Source organism: Micromonospora sp. PRAS1 (genome assembly GCF_059553435.1).
Window position 1 is genome coordinate 17280 of record NZ_JCANNB010000048.1, and the last position, 19522, is coordinate 36801.

At 69.6% G+C, this 19522-nt stretch carries 15 protein-coding genes; 4 read left to right on the forward strand and 11 right to left on the reverse strand.

What is annotated here, in order from left to right; translation table 11 throughout:
- Window positions 1–516 precede the first annotated feature (516 nt).
- Window positions 517–1833, forward strand: coding sequence for a hypothetical protein (locus AC507J_RS29210; RefSeq protein ID WP_496293209.1), 1317 nt, complete (start codon window positions 517–519; stop codon window positions 1831–1833).
- Between the two features lie 94 nt (window positions 1834–1927).
- Here AC507J_RS29210 and AC507J_RS29215 read toward each other — a convergent pair whose 3' ends face one another.
- From AC507J_RS29215 to AC507J_RS29230, 4 genes are all read right to left on the reverse strand, one after another.
- The gene (locus AC507J_RS29215) at window positions 1928–4927 is read right to left on the reverse strand and encodes a glycoside hydrolase family 95 protein (RefSeq protein WP_496293211.1); all 3000 of its coding nucleotides are present in this window, start codon (window positions 4925–4927) and stop codon (window positions 1928–1930) included.
- 408 nt (window positions 4928–5335) lie between these two features.
- On the reverse strand, window positions 5336–6097 hold the full coding sequence (locus AC507J_RS29220) for an SDR family oxidoreductase (RefSeq protein WP_496293213.1): 762 nt from the start codon (window positions 6095–6097) through the stop codon (window positions 5336–5338).
- Window positions 6094–7119 (reverse strand): zinc-dependent alcohol dehydrogenase, encoded by a 1026-nt coding sequence (locus AC507J_RS29225; protein WP_496293215.1) that lies wholly within the window; start codon window positions 7117–7119, stop codon window positions 6094–6096. The genes AC507J_RS29220 and AC507J_RS29225 overlap by 4 nt, the downstream gene beginning before the upstream one ends.
- Window positions 7116–7451, reverse strand: coding sequence for an L-rhamnose mutarotase (locus AC507J_RS29230; protein WP_496293217.1), 336 nt, complete (start codon window positions 7449–7451; stop codon window positions 7116–7118). Before AC507J_RS29230 ends, AC507J_RS29225 begins: the two co-directional genes overlap by 4 nt.
- 172 nt (window positions 7452–7623) lie before the next feature.
- Here AC507J_RS29230 and AC507J_RS29235 point away from each other — a divergent pair, with 172 nt between their 5' ends.
- A complete protein-coding gene (locus AC507J_RS29235; protein ID WP_496293219.1) occupies window positions 7624–8319 on the forward strand; it encodes a FadR/GntR family transcriptional regulator in 696 nt (231 codons plus the stop codon).
- Window positions 8320–8415: 96 nt separating this feature from the next.
- On the opposite strand, the gene AC507J_RS29240 is transcribed toward AC507J_RS29235, so the two are convergent.
- The 6 genes from AC507J_RS29240 to AC507J_RS29265 form a co-directional block, all read right to left on the reverse strand.
- Window positions 8416–9300, reverse strand: coding sequence for an amidohydrolase family protein (locus AC507J_RS29240; protein ID WP_496293221.1), 885 nt, complete (start codon window positions 9298–9300; stop codon window positions 8416–8418).
- Complete coding sequence (locus AC507J_RS29245) at window positions 9297–10622, reverse strand: enolase C-terminal domain-like protein (RefSeq protein WP_496293223.1); 1326 nt, start codon at window positions 10620–10622, stop codon at window positions 9297–9299. The genes AC507J_RS29240 and AC507J_RS29245 overlap by 4 nt, the downstream gene beginning before the upstream one ends.
- A gap of 76 nt (window positions 10623–10698) precedes the next feature.
- Entirely contained in the window at window positions 10699–11736 is a 1038-nt protein-coding gene (locus AC507J_RS29250) for an ABC transporter permease (protein ID WP_496293225.1), read from the reverse strand.
- Complete coding sequence (locus AC507J_RS29255) at window positions 11729–13270, reverse strand: sugar ABC transporter ATP-binding protein (protein WP_496293227.1); 1542 nt, start codon at window positions 13268–13270, stop codon at window positions 11729–11731. Before AC507J_RS29255 ends, AC507J_RS29250 begins: the two co-directional genes overlap by 8 nt.
- A gap of 243 nt (window positions 13271–13513) precedes the next feature.
- The gene (locus AC507J_RS29260) at window positions 13514–14581 is read right to left on the reverse strand and encodes a sugar ABC transporter substrate-binding protein (RefSeq protein ID WP_496293229.1); all 1068 of its coding nucleotides are present in this window, start codon (window positions 14579–14581) and stop codon (window positions 13514–13516) included.
- A gap of 93 nt (window positions 14582–14674) precedes the next feature.
- Entirely contained in the window at window positions 14675–16945 is a 2271-nt protein-coding gene (locus AC507J_RS29265) for an alpha-L-fucosidase (protein WP_496293231.1), read from the reverse strand.
- Between the two features lie 710 nt (window positions 16946–17655).
- Between AC507J_RS29265 and AC507J_RS29270 the strand changes: the two genes are divergently transcribed.
- Complete coding sequence (locus AC507J_RS29270; RefSeq protein ID WP_496293233.1) at window positions 17656–17814, forward strand: hypothetical protein; 159 nt, start codon at window positions 17656–17658, stop codon at window positions 17812–17814.
- A gap of 71 nt (window positions 17815–17885) precedes the next feature.
- On the forward strand, window positions 17886–18347 hold the full coding sequence (locus AC507J_RS29275) for a VOC family protein (RefSeq protein WP_496293235.1): 462 nt from the start codon (window positions 17886–17888) through the stop codon (window positions 18345–18347).
- A 25-nt stretch (window positions 18348–18372) separates the two neighbouring features.
- Here AC507J_RS29275 and AC507J_RS29280 read toward each other — a convergent pair whose 3' ends face one another.
- On the reverse strand, window positions 18373–19521 hold the full coding sequence (locus AC507J_RS29280) for a serine hydrolase domain-containing protein (RefSeq protein WP_496293237.1): 1149 nt from the start codon (window positions 19519–19521) through the stop codon (window positions 18373–18375).
- Window position 19522: the final 1 nt, after the last annotated feature.

Genomic DNA, 19522 nt, shown 5'->3' on the forward strand with positions numbered 1-19522 from the left:
CCAAGTGTTAGCGCTCACATTGGCCAGGTCAACACCTGGCTGGAAATCCAGCGGTCACGGTCTCGTAACGAACGAAACACTCCTCCGTTCGGCCAGGTAACCGCAGGTCAAGGCAGGTGCCGGCGGGGCGATGCCGATGCCTGCGCGGACCCGACCCGGGACGACCATCGAACGAAGACGATACACCACTCTCGACGGTCGGTGGCGTACCGCGACCCCTCCGGCACGCCGGGTGGCGGGCACCCCCGAAACCCGCCGAAAAGGGGCGACACGCATCGAGATGCGGTCACCGCGAACCCGCCGGAATCGGCGGGGGCCGGGCAGCGACGGACATCGGGTACGCGAAATCGGCGTTTCCGGCAGGTTGCGGGAGCTGGCCTTGACATGACGCAGCCCGAGGCAGATGCTCTGCTAAATCAGTTTAGCGACCGTTCCCGCCACACCATGCCCACCACCGCTCGGGGAAGCGATGACAGCGGGTGTCCGGTCAGACGGACGCGTCGACAAGGAGGACCGATGAGACTGCGAAGGAGCCTGATCGCCTTCGCCACGGTGCTGGCGCTCGCCTCGTCCGGCACGGCCTACGCCGCGTCGAAGAACCACGGCGACGCCACCGACGGCATCAAGAGCATCACACCGATCACCACCGTCTACACCTACGGGCAGAAGGTCTCCGCGGTCGCGGTGGAGTACGGCCAGACGGTGAACGACCGTACGCTTGACAACTCGACCTTCTCCGTCTCGGACACCAGGTACAACTTCCGCTTCAACCCGATCGAGGACCTGCCGAAGCTGGCCGAGCGGAAGGTCACCCACACCTACACCAACAACGCGCCCACCTCACGCGCCGACCGCCGATCCGTACCGGGCCGGTACGTCATCGTCGAGCTTGACCCGGACGAGAATCTGGGCTGGACGGTCGTCCTCTCCAAGTGCCCGACCTTCCTGTGCCACGTCAAGGTGAACACCGAGCTGCCGACCCAGGTGGTGCAGCGCAAGGACGTGCACGCCCAGCCCGGCAAGGGCAAGGGCAAGGGCAAGGGACCGGTGCTGGCCAAGGCCACGCCGAAGGTCTCGCGCGGGGTCACCGAGCCGGCGGTCAACCTGCTCGTCGACGACTTCCGGTACGGCTCGTACCTCAACGCCGGAATGGTGCTGCCGTACCACTACCACCTGCCGAAGAACTACCAGCCCGGTAAGAAGTACCCGCTGATGGTGGTGCTGCCCGGACACGGCATGGGCTGGGACGGCGACAACCTGGGCGTACAGATCGCCGCCGACATCCCGGCGACCGCCTGGTTGCAGTCCAGCTGGACCGGCAGCCAGGAGGACGTGATCGTGCTGGCTCCGCAGAACCAGCGCGTCGGTCTGCCCGCCGAGGGCGACCTGCTGATCAAGCTGGTCGAGCAGTTCAGCAAGGACTTCGCGGTGGACACCAAGCGGGTCTACGCCACCACCGTCTCGTACGGATCGCGGCTGCTCTGGGAGGCGTTCGCCAAGCGCCCCGACCTCTTCACCGCCGGCCTGGTCACCGGCGGTTTCCAGATCAGCGCCAGCCAGGCGACGGCCATCGCCGCCGGGGAGGTCCCGCTCTGGATCACCCACGGCGTCAACGACCACCTGCTCAACATCTCGCTCGCGCGCAATTCCGACGCCGCGCTGCGTTCGGCGTACCAGGCGCGGGGCAAGTCGCCCGAGCAGATCGCTGAGCTGCTGCACTACACCGAGTACGGCAACGAGGCCTTCTCGCTGCCCGACTACCACGCCGCCTACGGCCCGACCTACGAGGACCAGAGCATCCTTCAGTGGCTGCTGGCCCAGCGGAAGAGCTGACGGTTCGACACACGCCGGGGCGGGTCTCCCGGGTCCTTCGTGGATCCGGCAGACCCGCCCCGGGTCGTCAGCGGCCGATCGCGGTTCCCGGCGGTCAGGCGCCGATCGCGATCGCGAAGATGTGCATGGTCGGTACGTTGGCCGCGGCACGTGCGCTGATGTTGGGCAGCTCGACCCGGGCCACCGGCTTGTTCTGCAACGCCACCCCCACGTAGTAGACGCAGGCGCTGACGTTCTGCCGCTGGTTGCCGGGCCGGTTCTGGTACGCCATCACGATGGCGGCGGTGGCACCGGAATGCGGCCCGCCGTACCAGTCGGGGGTGCTCAGCGTGAAGGTCTGCCGGGTGCCGTCGGCGTAGACCACCGCGGCCGTGCCCGACACGGCGCCGTAGGTGCCGGTCGCCAGGAAGCCGAGTGTCCGGCCGGTGCCCGTCACGCCGATCGACTGCCCGGAGGCGATGGCGTTGTCGGCACCGCCCGGGGCGACGTTGGGCCAGCGGAAGTTCACCCCGTTGCGGCTCACGGTGGCGCCCGGGGTGACGCCCGCCGCGGACAGGGCCTGCGCGGAGAGGGTCGCGCCGTTGCCGTCGAAGTTGCCGGCACCTGTGTTGTTGTCGTTCGTGGTGCTGACGTTTGTGAAGCTCTGTTCCAGCGGTGGCGCGGTCGGGGTGGAGCCGGAGCCGGTGACCCGGTAGGTGCGGCCGGCCGCCACGGTGACCTCGATCAGGTCGGTCTCGATCCGGATGGTCCGGGCCGGGGTGCCGTCGGCGGTGTCGACCACTGTGTGGTTACCGGCGAAGAGCCGGCCACGCAGCCGGACGGTGCCGGCGCGGTCCGGTCGGACGAGCACCTCGGTGGCCTGGCCGTTGCTCCAGGCGATGCCGACGGTGTGCCCGCCCCGGGCCCGCAGACCACTCACCCGCCCGGTGGGCCAGGCCGTCGGCAGGGCCGGCAGGATGTGCAGTTCGCCGGTGTGGCTGTGCAGCAGCATCTCGGCGATGCCGGCGGTGGCGCCGAAGTTGCCGTCGATCTGGAACGGTGGGTGCAGGTCGAACATGTTGGGGGCGAGGCGGGCGGGGGTGGCGAGGTAGCGGATCAGGTCGTGGGCGCGGTTGCCCTCCTCCAGCCGGGCCCAGAAGTTGATTTTCCAGGCCAATGACCAGCCGGTCCCGTCGTCACCGCGGATCTCCAGGGTCCGCCGGGCCGCCTCGAACAGCTGCGGGGTGCCGCGCTTGGTGATCTGGTTGCTTGGGGCCAGCCCGTAGAGGTGTGAGACGTGCCGGTGGGTCCGCTCGGTCTCCGTCCAGTCGTAGAGCCACTCCATGATGTTGCCGCGCGAGCCGATCCGGTTCGGCGCGAGCCGGTCCCGGGTGGCCCGGACCTGGGCCCGGAAGGTGGCGTCGACGTTGAGGATCTCGCTGGCCCGGGCGCACCCGTCGAAGAGGTCCCGCAGGATCTGGTTGTCCATGGTGGGCCCGGCGCAGACGCTAGCGTCCGGGTGGTGGCCGATCTCCGGCGAGTTGGACGGGTTGGTCACCAGGTAGCCGAGGCTAGGCTCGGTCACCAGGGTGTCGAGGAAGAACTGGGCGGCACCCTTCATCGCCGGGTAGTTCGCCCGCAGGAACTCGACGTCGCCGGTGAAGAGGTAGTGGTCCCAGATCAGCGTGGCCAGCCAGGCGCCGCCGGTCTGCCACATGCCCCAGAAGGCACCGTCGACCACGGAGGTGGCCCGCCAGGCGTCGGTGTTGTGATGGGTGACCCATCCACCGGCGCCGTACTGCACCTGGGCGGTCCGGGCACCGCTGACCGCGAGGTCTCTGACCATGTCGAAGACCGGCCCGTGGCACTCCGACAGGTTCGTGGTGTTGGCCGGCCAGTAGTTCATCGGCAGGTTGGCGTTGATCGTGTACTTCGAGTCCCAGGCCGGGGTCAGCGAGTCGTTCCAGATGCCCTGGAGGTTTGCCGGCTGGGTGCCGGGACGCGAGGAGGAGATCAGCAGGTACCGGCCGAACTGGAACAACAGCGCGGAGAACTGCGGATCGTTGACGCTGTTGTGCTGGGAGATGCGTACGTCGGTCGGCTGGTCGGCGGCGGAGGTGCGCCCCAGGTCGAGGCTGACCCGCCCGAACAACGCCTGGTAGTCGGCGACGTGCCGGGCGCGCAGCTGGTCGTAACTGCTGGCCCGGGCGGCGGTGAGATGCCGTCGGGCGATGCCCTGGTAGTCGCCGCCGACGTTGCGGTAGTTGACGTAGCTGGAGCCGATCGAGACCAGCAGGGTCACGCTGTTGGCGCCGGTGACCCGCAGCGTGCCTCCGGAACTGGTCACGGTGCCGCCGCTGACGGTGGCGTGGGCCAGGGCCAGGAACCGGACCTGACCGGTGACGCCCTCCTGGTTGCCGGAGACACCGTCCAGGGCGATCGTGGCGCCGTCCGGGCTGGACACGGTCGTCCGCTGCGGGCTGTCGAAGGTGGCCGTGAAGGTGATCGAGCCGGTCCGGTCGGCGGTCAGCCGCATCGCGATGACCTGGTCCGGCGCGCTGGCGAACACCTCGCGCTGGTACCGCACCCCGTTCAGCACGTACGACACGGAGGTGGTCGCGGTGGTGAGGTCCAGCTGCCGGTTGTACTGCGAGGCGCTGCCGGTGGGGAAGGCCAGCCGGAGGTTGCCCACGGTCTGGTACGCCAACTGCCCGACCGGGTTGCCGAGCATGTTCTGGTTGATCAGGTTCTGGGCCTGGGTCCACTGGTTCGCGAAGACCAACCGCCGGATCTCCGGCAACGCACCCAGGCCACGGGGGTTGCTCGGCTCGTGCGGTCCACCGGCCCAGACGGTGTCCTCGTTGAGCTGTAGGCGCTCGGCGTCGACGTTGCCGAACACCATGGCACCGAGCCGCCCGTTGCCGATCGGCAGCGCCCGCAGCCAGTCCGTGCCGGCGGCCCGGTCGTACCAGAGCGCCAGGTCACCGGCGGCCAGCACCTGCGGTGGTGCCGTCGAATCCGCTCGGGCCATGGCCGTCCATGGCAGCGGCAGCAGGGCGCCACCGGCACCCGCCGCGCCGATCTGTAGGGCCTGCCGTCGGGTCAGGTCTGACATCGATCCTCCAACTGGTGAATCGATCCGGCCACCCGAAACTCCCACTGCGTGTCCGCAGGCAACCAGACATCCGATGTGTTTCGCGAATGTTATCCGCGTGCATCGGGATAGGCAATGGTCGATTGAAGCGCTGCCGGGTAGCACCACACTGCCTGACTGAGCTGCGAATATGACGACATGGCAGGACGCCCCACCAGCATCTGCCAGTGGGGCGACGCCGCCGGTCGACCGATCCGGCTGAGGTTGATCCACCGGAGCGCGGACCCGATTTCCCCGAGTTCATCAGATGTGATCGGAGGACTGGCTGCCCGGGACGGCGCGGTCAGTGTTGATCCGTGACGGTTCCTCCATTCCGGGGGCGACGGGCGCGCGCTGCCCCGTCCAGGCCGACGGGGAGCGCCGACCCGGTCAACGGGCGAGCCAGCCGCCGTCGACCGGGATGACGGCCCCGTGCACGTAATCGGCCGCGGCGGAGGCGAGGAAGATGGTGACCCCCGCGAGATCGTCGGGGCGACCCCAGCGCCCGGCCGGAATCCGCTCCAGGATCGCCCGGTTCCGCTCCGGCTGCTCCCGCAACGCCGCCGTGTTGTCCGTACCGATGTAGCCGGGCGCGACGGCGTTGACGTTCACCCCGTGTCGCGCCCACTCGTTGGCCAGCGCACGGGTCAGACCGGCGATCCCGGACTTGGCCGCGGCGTAGCCGGGCACGGTCACCCCGCCCTGGAAACTCAGCATCGACGCGGTAAAGATGATCTTGCCGGTGCCGCGCCGGACCATGTCCCGGCCGAGTTCGCGGGCGAGCACGAACGGCGCGTTCAGGTCGACCTCCAACACGTGGTCCCAGTCGGCGTCGGTGTGCTCGGTGGCCGGGGCGCGGCGGATCGTGCCGGCGTTGTTGACCAGGATGTCGACCGGCCGCTCGCGCTGGCCGAGCCACTCGGCGAGCGCCCGGACGGCGGCGCGGTCCGACAGATCCGCCCGGTACGGCACGAAGGAGCGACCGTGCGCCGTCACCCGCTCGGCGACCTCGCTGCCGCTCTCCTCCAGCGCGGCGCTCACCCCGATCACGTCCGCGCCGGCAGCCGCGAGAGCGTCGGCCATCGCCAGGCCGATGCCGCGCCGGCAGCCGGTCACCACGGCCAACCGACCGGTCAGGTCAAACGGATTCACGCGTCTCCTCCACAATCGACGAGCACCTTCACGTCACCACCGGCGGCTAGGGCCTGGAATGCCTGCGACACCTCGTCCAACGGCACGATCCGGGTGATCAGCCGGTCGGCGGGCACTTGCCCGCCGTGTACCAGACGGACCGCCTCGACGTAGTCCTCGCGCTCGTAGACGCGTACCCCGATCACCTCCAGCTCGCGCCAGAAGATCCGGTGCAGGTCCACCTCGCGCGGGGTGGGGTGGATCGCCACGACGACCAGCCGCCCACGTACGGCGAGCAGGTCGGTGGCGACGCGGACGCCGGCCGCCGAGCCGGAGACCTCGAACACCACGTCGGCACCGGCGCCACCGGTGGCCTCCTGGACGTACCCGGCCGCGTCGACCGTCGCCGGGTCCACCGTCTCCAGCCCCAGTTCGGCGGCGAGCGCGCGGCGATCCGGGTCGAGTTCCAGCACGGTCACCGCGGCGCCGGTCTGCCGGGCGACCGTGCCGATCAGCAGACCGACCGGACCGGCGCCGATGACCACCGCGTGCTCGCCGGCGACGAGCCGGGAACGCCGTACGTCGTGCACGGCCACCGCGGTCGGCTCGACCAACGCACCGTGCGCCAGCGGCAGATCCCCGGGCAGCGGCACCAGCAGCCGCGCCGGCACCGTCCAGGAACGCTGCAACGAGCCGGGCGAGTCGATGCCGACGAAGATGAGCCGGTGGCAGATGTGGGTGTGCCCGGCGCGACAGGCGGGACACTCGCCGCACCAGTCCAGCGGCAGCACGGTCACCGGATCACCGACCTGGTACTCGGCGACACCCGCGCCCACCTCGGCGACCCGGCCCGACATCTCGTGGCCGATCACCGCCGGCATCCGGACCCGCTGATCCATCGCACCATGCGCGATGTGCAGGTCGGTGCCGCAGATGCCGGTGTAGGCGACCTCGATGCGGACCTCGCCCGGCCCCGGCGGCACCGTGGCGCTCTGTTCGACCACGAAGGTTTGTTCGCCGACGTACTGCGCGCTGCGGTTCACGCCGCCTCCTCGGTCAGGTGCCAGACCTCGCGCATCGGGGCCCACCAGTGCCCCGATCCGGGTTCGGCGAGAGACTCCTGGCACGGATCGGTCAGCTTCCACCACTCCTGCGTCTGCGGGTCGGCGGCGATGCGGCGCTGGTCCGCGTCGTGGTCGTCGCCGACGTACTCGTAGTAGCCGAACAGCAGGTCACCGTGAAGGAAGATGCTGTAGTTGCGGATGTTCGCCTGGCGCAGCGTCTGCTCGACACCGGGCCAGACGGCGGCGTGCAGCCGCAGGTAGGTCTCCCGGTGATCCGGCCGGAGCCGGATCACCCAGCCGTAACGTCGCACGTCATGCCCTTTCGGTGGGTTGCATGGTCCTGGTTGCTTCGGTCGCACGATGTGCGAGCCGCTTCGCCGGCAAACGTCCGACGTCTCTATAGTGGTGAGGGTTGCCGGTGCCGACCGCAGGTGGCGGGCCCAGGCCGGCGGCGGGCGGCTGGCCGGTCCGAAGGGGGCGTGGATGGCACTTACCGACGACGCGATCGCGAAGATCCGGAGCATGATCCAGAGCGGCGAGCTGCCACCGGGGACGCGACTGCCACCCGAGCCGCAACTGGCCGCCCAGATGGGGCTGTCGCGCAGCGGGGTCCGGGAAGCGGTCAAGGTGCTCGAATCGGCCCGGGTGCTCGACGTGCGGCGCGGTGACGGGACGTACGTCACAAGTCTCGCCCCCCGGCTGCTGCTGGAAGGGCTCGGCGTCGCGGTGGAGTTGCTGCGCGACGACACGCTCCTGGAGGTCATGGAGGTGCGCCGGATGCTGGAGCCGATGGCGACCGGCCTGGCGGCGCTCCGGATGACCGACGCCGACCTCGACGAACTCGGCCAGATCCTGGAGGACATGCGGGCCGCGGCCGACGACGCCGAGAAACTGCTCCAGTTCGACACCGCCTTCCACCACACCGTCGTCGCCACCACCGGCAACGAGACCCTCACCTCGCTGCTGGACGGGCTCTCCGGCCGTACGCTGCGGGCCCGGGTGTGGCGCGGGTTGATAGAGGGCAACGCGGCCCACAAGACGATCGACGAGCATCGGGCGATCTACCTCGCCCTGCGCTCGCGCGACCAACTTCTTGCCCAGGCCAGCGCGTTGATCCACGTCAACACCTCCGAGGCATGGCTGCGTACGGTGCTCGCTGCCAAGCTGGCGGACGGGTAGCCGCCGCCGGGCGCGGCCGGGCCGGACGCGGCGGCGGCCGACTGCCGGGCCGCCGGGCGCATCCGGCCGGCGGGGCGAGCCGGGGGCCGGTCGGGTTCACCCCGACACCCCTGGCCGCTCGGGACGAGCGCCCCGCCCGGTCAGCTCGTAGGTGCGCAGCGCGGTGCCGCCGAAGATGTCGTACCGCTCCCGCTCCGTCAGCGACGGCAGGGCTGCCTCCAGCGCCCGGCGTACCCCCAGATAGTCCGATCTCAGCAGACAGACCGGCCAGTCCGAGCCAAACATCAGACGATTCGGGCCGAACTCCTCGACCGCGACCTCGACGAACGGGCGCAGGTCGTCCGGCGTCCAGTCCGGCGCGGCCTCGGTGACCAGCCCGGAGAGTTTGCCTGTGACGTTGGGGCTGGCGGCCAGGGCGGCGAACGAGTCGCGCCACCGCCGCAGCCCGGCCGCGCCCTCGTCGATGCGGGGCTTGCCGAGATGGTCGAGGACGAACCGGAGCTGCGGCACCGCACGCGCTGCCCGCGCCGCCGCGGGCAGCTGATCGGCCCGGATCACCAGGTCGAAGGCGAGCCCGGCGGCGGCGATCCCGGCGAGGCCACGCCGCACCTCGGGCCGGTCCAGGTAGTCCGGGTCCGCCTCGCCCTGGACCTGCGAGCGGAGCCCGACCAGCAACTCACCGCCGCGCAGCCGGCGATAACGCTCGATGATGTCGGGCAGGTCGTCGGCCGCCACGTCGATCCAGGCCACCACCCCGAGGATGGGCGCGGTGTCGGCGGCGTAGCCGAGGAACTCGGCCGCCTCGTCGGGATGGCAGCGACCACCCTCCACCAGCACTGTGCCCTGTACGCCGGCCGCAGTGAGTTCGGTGGTCAGATCCGCCGGGGTGAACGGGCGCCGGATCGCGGCCAGGTCCGGATCCGCCAGCCAGGTGTAGCCGCGTTCGGGACGCCACAGGTGGTGGTGCGCATCAATGATCATGCCGTTGGCGCTCCCGCCATGACCGGCGTGTCCGCCCAGGCCGGACCGTCGGGGAACCGGTACTCGACCAACGAGGCGGGCAGCATCTGCGCGCTCATGCCGGCAGCGGTGGGCGCGAGGTAGCGTCCGCCGCTGATGCGTACCGGGTCGGTGAAGTGCTCGTGCAGGTGGTCGACGTACTCGATGGCCCGGTCCTCGATGCTGCCGCTGAGCGCGACGAAGTCGAACATGGCCAGGTGCTGCACCAGCTCGCAGAGCCCCACTCCCCCGGCGTGCGGGCAGACCGGCACCCCGAACTTCGCGGCGAGCAGCAGGATCGCCAGGTTCTCGTTCACCCCGGCGACCCGGCAGGCGTCGATCTGCACCACGTCGACGGCGTCGGCCTGGAGCAGTTGCTTGAACATGACCGCGTTGTGCATGTGCTCGCCGGTGGCCACCCGGACCGGGGCGAGGGCCTTGCGCACGGCGGCGTGCCCGAGCACGTCGTCCGGCGAGGTCGGCTCCTCGATCCAGTACGGGTCGAACGCGGCCAGCTCACGCATCCAGCTGATCGCCTCCGGCACCCCCCAGATCTGGTTGGCGTCAACGCCGATCCGGATGTCCGGACCGACCGCCTGCCGGGCGATGCGCATCCGGCGTACGTCGTCGGCCAGGTTCCCACCGACCTTGAGCTTGATCAGCCGGTATCCCGCCTCGACCGCCTCCCGGCAGAGCCGGGCCAGCTTCTCGTCGTCGTAGCCGAGCCAGCCGGGGGTCGTGGTGTACGCCGGATACCCCTCGGCCCGCAGCTGCCGCTCGCGCTCGGCCCGCCCGCCTTCGGCGGCCCGCAGCAGCTCCAACGCCTCATCCTCGGTGAGGGCGTCGCGCAGGTAGCGGAAGTCCACCTGGGCGACCAGCTGCTCCGGGGTGAGGTCGGCGAGCAGCTTCCACAGTGGCTTGCCGGCCCGCCGGGCGGCGAGATCCCAGACCGCGTTGACCAGACCACCGGCGGCCATGTGCACGACCCCCTTCTCCGGCCCCAGCCAGCGGATCTGGCTGTCCCCGACGAGCCGGCGGGCCAGCGCCCCCGGGTCGGCGACCAACTCGTCGACCGGCTGGCCGATCACCATCGAGGAGAGCGCCTGCACCGCCGCGACCTGGAGATCGGTGCCGCGGCCCACGGTGAAGACCAGCCCGTGGCCCTCGGCGCCGTCGGTGCTCCGCAGGATCACGTACGCGGCGGAGTAGTCGGGGAACGGGTTCATCGCGTCCGACCCGTCTCGGTGCCGGGACGTGGGGAACCGTACGTCGATGGTTTCTACGGACGAGATGCGGTCACTCACCGAAACTCCTGGAGGTTTGAAACAGGGTGAACATGGTTTTCTGCCGTGCGATGGCCCGGCCGGGCGGCCGGGCCGCCTAGGTCTGTGCCTTGCCGCCGGTGATGCGGGAGACCACCAGGGCCACCAGGATGACGGTGCCGTTGAGGAAGTTCGTCCACTGTGCGGGCACTCCGGCCAGGGTCAGCACGTTGATGATCATGAAGAGCAGCAGGACGCCGGTGAAGGCGCCGAAGACGCTGCCCTTGCCGCCGTTGAGGCTGACGCCACCGATCACCGCAGCCGCGAAGACCTGGAAGATGGCGCCATTGCCCTGGGCCGCCGGCACCGCCGCGAGCCGGCCGCTCATCAGCAGGCCGGCGAGCGCCGCGAGCACGCTGGCCGCGATGAGGGCGATCCAGAGCACCCGGTCGGCACGGATGCCGGCCGCCCGGGCCGCGTCGGCGTTGCCGCCGATCGCGTACAGCGCCCGCCCGGCCCGGGTGTAACCGAGCACCACGACCCCGCCGGCGAAGAGCAGCAGCGACAGCCAGATCGAGGCCGGCACTCCGATCCAGGTGGTGGAGCCGAGGTAGGTCATCGACTCGGGCAGCATGAAGAAGGTCTGGCCGCCCGAGACGCCGGTGAGCAACCCGCGCAGAACGATAAGCATGCCCAGCGTGACGATGAAGCCGTTGAGGCCGAAGCGGACGATGAGCAGCCCGTTGAAGGCGCCGACGAGGGCACCGACGAGCAGCACCATCGGGACCGCCCAGGCGTCCGGCAGCGCGTTGAGGCCGAGCCCCCGGGTGAGCGCCGGGTCGATGACCAGCCAGGCGGCGATGCCCGGCGCGAGGCCGAAGGTGGATTCCAGCGACAGGTCCATCTTGCCGGTGATCAGCACGATGGTCTGCGCGAGGACCACGATGGCGATCTCCGACATGCTCTGCAGCACGTTGATGATGTTGTCGGTGCTGAGGAAGACCGGGCTGACGATCGACCCGACGATCGCCACCGCGATGATCGCCGGCACCAGCGCGAGGTCACGCAGCCGGGCGATGGCCAGACCCCGCGTGTTCGACCCCGCCGGTGGCGGTACCGCGGCTGGCGGCGCGGTGGTGGAGAGTGTTTCAGACATGGTGGAGATCCACCCCTTCCATGACAGCTACCAGATCGTTGTCGCTCCAGCCGTGGGCCATCTCCCGGACGACGCGCCCCTGGAACATGACCAGTACGCGGTCACAGATCCGCAGGTCGTCGAGTTCGTCGGAGACGACCAGCACGGTGGTGCCGCGACGGCGTACCTCCTCGACGACGCCGAGGAGGGTCTGCTTGGACCGCACGTCGACACCGGCGGTCGGGGTGATCAGGACCAGCAGCTTCGGATCACTGGCCAGCGCTCGGCCCATCACCACCTTCTGCTGGTTGCCGCCGGACAGGTCGGAGACCGGGACGTGCGGCCCGGATGCCTTGATCGCCAGATCGGCGATGGCCTCCCGGGCCAGGGCGTCCCGCCGGGCCGGCGAGATGAGGCCCCGCCGCCCGATGCGGTCCGGCACGGTCATCGTGACGTTCTCGGCGATGGAGAGCAGCGGCACCAGACCCTCCCGGTGCCGGTCCTGCGGCACCAGCCCCACGCCGGCGTCGAGGGCGTCGGGCACGCTGCCCGGACGCAACGTGCGACCGTCGACGGTGACCGTTCCGCTGGCGGGTCGGGCCAAACCGACAATCGCCTCGGCGGACTCGACCTTGCCGCTGCCGCCACCGCCCGCGATGCCGACCACCTCGCCCGCCTTGGCCTCCAGCGACAGCTCGGCACCGGAAGAGGTGACCAGGTCGCGCACCGACAGCAGGACCGGCGCGTCGGCGGGCAGCGGTCGATGGTCGGCCTCGGGCATGGTCACGTCCTCACCGGTCATCGCGGCCACCAACTCCGGACGGCTCAGCTCCGCCACCGGGGCGGTGACGATGTGCCGGGCGTCGCGGAAGACCGTCACCTGGTCGCAGATCTCGTAGATCTCCTGGAGGTGGTGGCTGATGAAGAGGAACGTCACGCCCTGCGCCCGCAGGTCCCGGATCCGGGCGAACAGCCGGTTGATGCTCGCACCGTCGAGCTGGGCGGTCGGCTCGTCGAGGATGATGAACCGGGCACCGAAGGAGAGCGCCCGGGCGATCTCCACGAACTGCCGCTGCTCGACCGAGAGCGTCGCGGCGGGCTGGCGTACGTCGACGTCGACCGACCACTCCGCGAGCAACTGCTCCGCCTCGCGCCGCAGCGCCGACCAGCGGATCAACCCGGCCGGGCCACGAGCGTGCCGGTTGAGGAAGAGGTTCTCCGCCACGGTCAACGTGGGGATGATTGTGGACTTCTGGTAGACGCAGGCCACCCGCTTGCGCCAGGCGTCCCGATCCCCCAACGACGGCGCCGGGCGCCCGTCGAAAGCCACCGCGCCCTCGTCGGGAGCCTGCAGCCCGGTGAGGATGCTGACCAGGGTCGACTTGCCGGCCCCGTTGCGTCCCACAAGCGCGTGCGTCTCGCCGCGGCGGACCACGATCCCCGCGTCGGAGAGGGCCACCGTCGATCCGAAGCGCTTGGTGATGTGCACGGCCTCGACGACGGGCTGGCCGGCACCGGCCAGCCCGTCGCTGGCCTCCTGCAAGGTGGCACTCATCAGAATTCGCCCGCGCAACCCTTGGCTTGAGCCATAGGGAGGTAGCAGCGGCCGGGCGTTGTGTCGGTATTCGACATAGCGTGTGAAAACCTCCAGGGTTGTGCTGCCGACCATGGCGATGAGATGGCTGTTGTTGGTCAAGGCTGGTAGCCGGGGCCGCAACTCGGGAACTCCGATTGAGGTAGCCACGAGGTGCGGCCCCCGACGTGCTTGACGATTCGATGAATCCCGAGTAGGGAAGCGTCAAGCGTTGTTGCCCCAGAGGGAGGGGTCGTCGAACTTCAGGGTGGGCTCACCCGCGATCGGCGCACCGTCCAGCGTCACCAGCGGCGCCGGCAGCTGGTCCTCCAGCAGCCCATCGCGTACCTGGATGATGTTGCTGCCGTGCGCGGTCGGGCCGGGCTGGAACGTCTTGCCCTCGATCGCCGCCTTCACGTACTCCAGGCCGTGCTTGGCGTAGAGGTCGGCCGGCTGGCTGACGGTGGCGTCGATCAGCCCCTCGCCGATGTTCTTCAGCTCCTCGGGGATGCCGTCGTTGGAGACCACGAAGACGTGCTTGGGGTCGGTCGGCGGCACCTGAAGTCCCCGCTGCTTGAGGATCTGGAGCGTCCCCGACAGCGCGAAGGACGACTGCATGTAGATGCCCTTGATGTCCGGGTCCGAGGCGAACCGGGTCTGGAGCTTGGACGCCGCCACGTCGGCCTTCCAATCGGTGGCCTCGCCGAAGACGGTGATGTCCGGGTACTCCTTCTGCATGCACTCGTTGAACGCCTCGGTGCGGTCCCGACCGTTGATCGAGTCCAGGCCACCCTGGAGCATCACGACCTTGCCCTTGCCGCCGAGCTTGGTGCCGAGGAACTGGCAGGCCTTGATGCCGTAGGCGCGGTTGTCGGCCCGGATGACCATGAACACCTTGCCGCTGTCCGGCCGGGTGTCGATGGTGACCACCGGGATGTTCTTGCTTTCCAGTTGGGACAGGGTCGGCGCGATGGCGGCGGTGTCCTGCGGCGCCATCACCACCCCCTTGACACCCTGACTGATGAAGGTCTGGGTGTTCGAGATGAGGTTGGCGATGTCGTTCTGCGAGTTCGTGGTCTTGACCTCGACGCCCAGCTCGCCGGCGAACTGCGGGATGTACTTGATGTACGAGTTCCAGAAGTCGGTGTCGGAGCGGGGGTAGTCCACCCCGACGACCTGGGAGTCGGCCGATCCGCCCTCGTTGGTCGCGCCGTCACCACAACCGGCCGCGAAGGTGGCCGATGCGCCGAGCATCACGGTGAGCCCGACGCTCATCAGAGCGTTACGCTTCATTGATCATCCTCCATATATCCCGAGAATTGGTCCGACGCGTGCCCCCCCGGGACGAATCCCGGGGATGCACGCGTCGGAGAGTGTTGCGAAGGTTCAGGCGGTGGTGATGTTCCACATCAGGTTCGTGCTGCTGTCCCAGCTCCACTGCTTGACCGCCGAGCCGGAGGCGACCTGACCGCCGCCGTCGAGCACCAGGCCGGTGGCCCGGTTGGCGATCCGGTACCGCCGGTTGCCCTGGTCGGTGATCTGCCACTGTTGGTTGTTACTGCCGTTCCACGGCGCCTGCTGGGCCGCCGCGCCGTTGCCGGTCTGGCCGAAGCCGTCCACGACCATGCCGTTGGTGCGGTTCACGATCCGGTAGTAGCCAGTGCCCAGGTCGACGATCTGCCACTGGAGGTTGCTGTTGCTGTCCCAGGTCCACTGCTTGAGCTGTGAGCCGGAGGCGACGTTGCCGCCGCTGTCCAGCGCCAGCCCGTTGGTCACGTTCGTGATCCGCAGGTACGTGGCCGGGTTGAAGGTCACCCGCAGGGAGGCGATGGCGTCGTTGTTGCCGGTGTTGCGGAGATCGCTGTTGTCGGCGTTGAACGTCCAGCTGGTGCCGGAGAAGTTGTCGTTCGCGTACCCGACGACCTGGTGGCCGGCGGTGACCCGGACCGAGGAGATGCTCCGCAGGCCGATGCCGGCGGTCTGCAACTGCGCCGCGGTGTAGCTGCCGACCGACAGGTTGGTGCCGCTCTCGAAGCCGACATTCTGGTAGACGCCGGCCGCCGCCGAGACGGTGGGTCCGCCACCGCCGAGGGTCGGGATCGGCCCGTTGAAGGTCAGCTTCACCACGTACGCCGGCGCGCTGAACGGCGCGCTCGCCGAGGGCAGGGTGATCCGCAGTCCGCTGCCGTCCTGGGTGCGGGTCGGCAGGTTCACGTAGCTGCCGGCGGTGCTGCCGAGCAGCTGCACGCCCGCCAGCGAGCTGAGGTTGATCCGGTTCGACGAGAGCGTGGTGATGTTCACCGAGCTGCCCGGCCAGCCGAGGATCGTCGCGTACAGCACCCGGTTGTCCTTGCTGCGGGTGAACCGGATGTCCTGCGCGTTGCCGGCGACCGGCGCGACGAAGTAGCCGCCGCCCATCCGGGTCGGGCCCTCCCCGAAGGTGGTCCAGGCCCGGGTGGAGTAGATCGACTCGCCGAAGCGCCGCAGGTAGTCACCGATGCTCCGGAGGAGCGTCTGCTGCCCGGACGGGATGGTGCCGTCGGCCATCGGCGCGATGTTGAGCACCATGTTGCCGTTCTTGCTCACCCGGTCGATAAGCGAGTGCAGCATCTGGTTGAGCGAGTAGTAACCGATCCCGACCGTGTAGCACCAGCTGGAGCTGCTGATGCTGTCGTCGGTGAGCCAGTAGGGCTCCCGCAGCTCGGCGGGACCGCCGCGCTCGTAGTCGTAGACCGCGCCACCGCGCTCCAGGCCGTCCTTGTAGGTCGCGACGACCTCCTTGTCCCAGGCCACCGCACGGTTGTAGTAGTACGCCAGGAAGCGCAGTCGCTGCGCCTCGCTGATCCGGTGCAGGTCGAAGTCCTGCCAGATAATGTCCGGCTGGGCCTGGTCGATGATCTCCCGGAGCTTGTCGTACCAGAGCTGCTCCTCTGCGGCGGTGCCCAGCTGCCCGTAGAGCTTGCGCAGACTCGGGTCGGACTGCTGCGGTACCCACTGGTAGAAGCCGGTGAAGTTGAAGGCGTGGTGCATCGCGACCAGGACCTTGAGGCCCCGGGCCCGGATCGCTTCGGTGTGCAGTCGCAGCAGGTCGAGCCGGGGACCTCTGGCCACCGAGTTCCACTCGTTGACCTGGCTGTTCCACATGGAGAAGCCGTCGTGGTGCTCGGCCACCGGACCTGCGAACTTCGCCCCGGCGTCGACGAAGAGCTGTGCCCACTCGTTCGGGTCGAAGTTGCCGCCGGCCGAGCGCAGCCGCGGCGCGAACTGCACGAACCGGCCCGAGCGGTCATTCGCCCCGTTGATGAAGTTGTGGTACGGCCAGACCGACGGGTCGCCGTAGGTGTTGCGGTGGTGGTTGTTCTCGCCCGAGCCGGTGTTGTACATGTTGCGCGGGTACCACTCGTTGGCGAACGCCGGGACGCTGAACACGCCCCAGTGGTAGTAGATGCCGAACTTGGCGTCCTGGAACCACTCGGCGGCGGCCGGGTGCTGGCCCACCGACGCCCAACTCTCGGTGTAGTTGGTCGGGCCAGGGATGGCCGCGTGGGCCGGCATCGGTCGGATGATGCCGCCGGCGCCGAGGCCGGCGGCGGCTGCGGCCCCACCTGCGCCGAGGGCGGCCAGCAGCGTACGACGGGTGACAGGGGGACGGGACATGGCGATCCCTCCAAAAACACGGGGGTGGCGGGGGTGGTGGAGCTCACGTGCCTTAGACATCAGACGTTAGGGGTAACCGCCATGTAACGTCAACGCCTCAGGACCGGATATGTCCGCAGGAATTCGCGGAGCCCATCGGGCCTTGATCAACATCAAGGACGCGAATCATCAGATGATTGGCGAGTCGCCTGACGCGACCCGCCTGGGCGCAGAGAAGGGCGATCGTCGACCCGGGACCCGGCCCGATGTTGGCGGTCACATCGAGCCACCGAACGAGGCGAAACTTCGCACGCAGGGACGCCCTGGGAACGTTAACATCGATGGCCCTAAGATTGCCAGGTTGTTTCGCCAGTCGCGCCGGCCGACTCCGCCGAACCTCGCCGGCAGGCCACGCGGTCCTGGCCGCACCAGGCCGGGAAGTGCGGCACGGCGCCGAGGCGATCCAGGTATCGACGAATTCCGCTGTAACGGTAGGTAGCTGTCTGATGAATGTCAACGCGCGACCGGAACGCGCCCGACACCGACCCGACATCGAACACGCCGGACGCGCGGGCTGCGCGCCGTTGGTCTGATGACTACCGCACCGTCAGGAAAGCGCGACGGCGCTTCGATCGACGCTCTACGGTACTCACTGATGATTGACAAACCGGGCGTCGACGAGCGGTTGCTGGCGGCCGCGCGGCGCGGGAGGGTCCCGCTCGCGCGGCGCCATGCTGCGCTACTACCGCAGCGAACGGCACCTTGACGACGCAGCCGAGTTCGTCGCCAGCATCCTCGACCCCGACGCCAGTGCGGCGTCCAGAGCAAACGACCTGCACTGGCTCACCCGCATCGCCGAGACGGTCGCCGCCGCCGGCTACCCGGTCTGACCCGCACCCGGTTCTGTCGGCCCCGGGTGGCAGGGTGCATTCCGAACGCAGAGCCGATTGGAGCAACCCCGATGAGCCGCCACATCCAGGTCACCTTCGACGCCCACGACCCGAAGGCGCTGTCGTCCTTCTGGCGAGCAGCGCTGGGTTACGTGCATCCCGGCCCGCCCGGCGTCGACCTGCCCGACGGTGCCGACCCGCTGGCCGCCTGGGACGACTTCCTCGCCCAACTCGGCGTACCGCCGGAGCAGCGCAACACGAGGTCGGCCATCGAGGATCCGGAGGGTCGCGGGCCACGGCTCTTCTTCCAGCAGGTGCCAGAGGAGAAAGTGGTCAAGAACCGCGTCCACCTCGACGTACGGGCGGCTCCCGGGCTTCAGGGCGCGGAACGGATGGCGGCGTTGGAGGCCGAGTGCGACCGGCTCGTCGCGCTGGGCGCCACGCGGGTGCGCCGGGTCGACCCCGCACCGCCGTTCGAGGCCGGTTTCATCGTGCTCACCGACCCCGAGGGCAACGAGTTCTGCCTCGACTGACGGTCACGGTCACCGTTGGGGCAGCCTATCCGGCCAGGCAGTCCAGCACCGCGGCGCTGAGCAGGTTGGCGCGCTCGTCGTCCACGCCGCCCATCTGGTTGACGACGTAGCCGAAGCCGACCTGGTGGGTGTCGTCGGCGAAGGCCAGGTGCCCGCCCGCGCCGTCGTGTCCGAAGCTTCGTTCGCCGAGCATCGGGCGGGGCTGCGAGTGCACGAGAAAGCCGGTGCCCCAGCGGTGTCCGACGTCGGGATTCCCGTACACCTGCTGGCCGGCGGCGCGGACGGTGAGCGCGTCGTTGACGGAGGCGGTGCTGAGCAGCCGTGCTGCGCCGACCTCGGAGACGCAGGCGGCGTAGAGGCGAGCCAGGCTCTCGGCGGTGCTTACCGCGCCCGCCCCCGGGATCTGGGCCGCCTGTATGGCCGGGTCGTTGAAGCTGACCAGGCCGTTCTGGTCGGCGGGAAAGGCGAATGCGCCGCCCATGGTGATTCCGCGTTCGGCGGCCGGGTGGCCCTCCGGACCCAGGTCACCGACCGGCGCCAGCATCCAGGCCACCGCATCGCGCTCGGCAGCCGGCAGACCGATCCAGGTACGCAGGCCGAGCGGCTCGGCGAGGGCCCGGGCGAAGAAGGTGCCGGGCAGTTCCCCGGTGATCCGGCGGATCACCTCACCGATCAACCAGCCGTAGGTGATCGGGTGGTAGCTGTGCGCAGTGCCCGGCTTCCACAGTGGGGGCTGCGCCTCGATCGCCGCGATCACCGGGTCCCAGGCGAGCACCTCCTCGCGGGTGAACGGCTTGTCCAGCGCCGGCAGGCCGGACTGGTGGGTGAGCAGCCAGCGGACCGGGATCTCCGCCTTGCCGTGCTGGCCGAACTCCGGCCAGTAACGGGTCACCGGGGCGTCCAGATCGAGTCGGCCCTGCTGCACCAGGAGGTACGTGCAGATCGCCATGATCCCCTTGGTGACGGAGAAGACGACGGCGGGTGTGTCGGGGGTCCAGGGGCGGCCGGAACGCGGGTCGGCCAGGCCGCCGTACAGGTCGACGACCTTGCGGCCGCGCCGGTAGACGGCGACCGCGGCGCCCACCTCCCCCCGGTGGGCGAAGTTGTCCCGGAACACGTCGGCGACCGGGCCGAAGCCCTCCTCGACGTCGCCGTGGATCTGCGGGTCGGTCAAC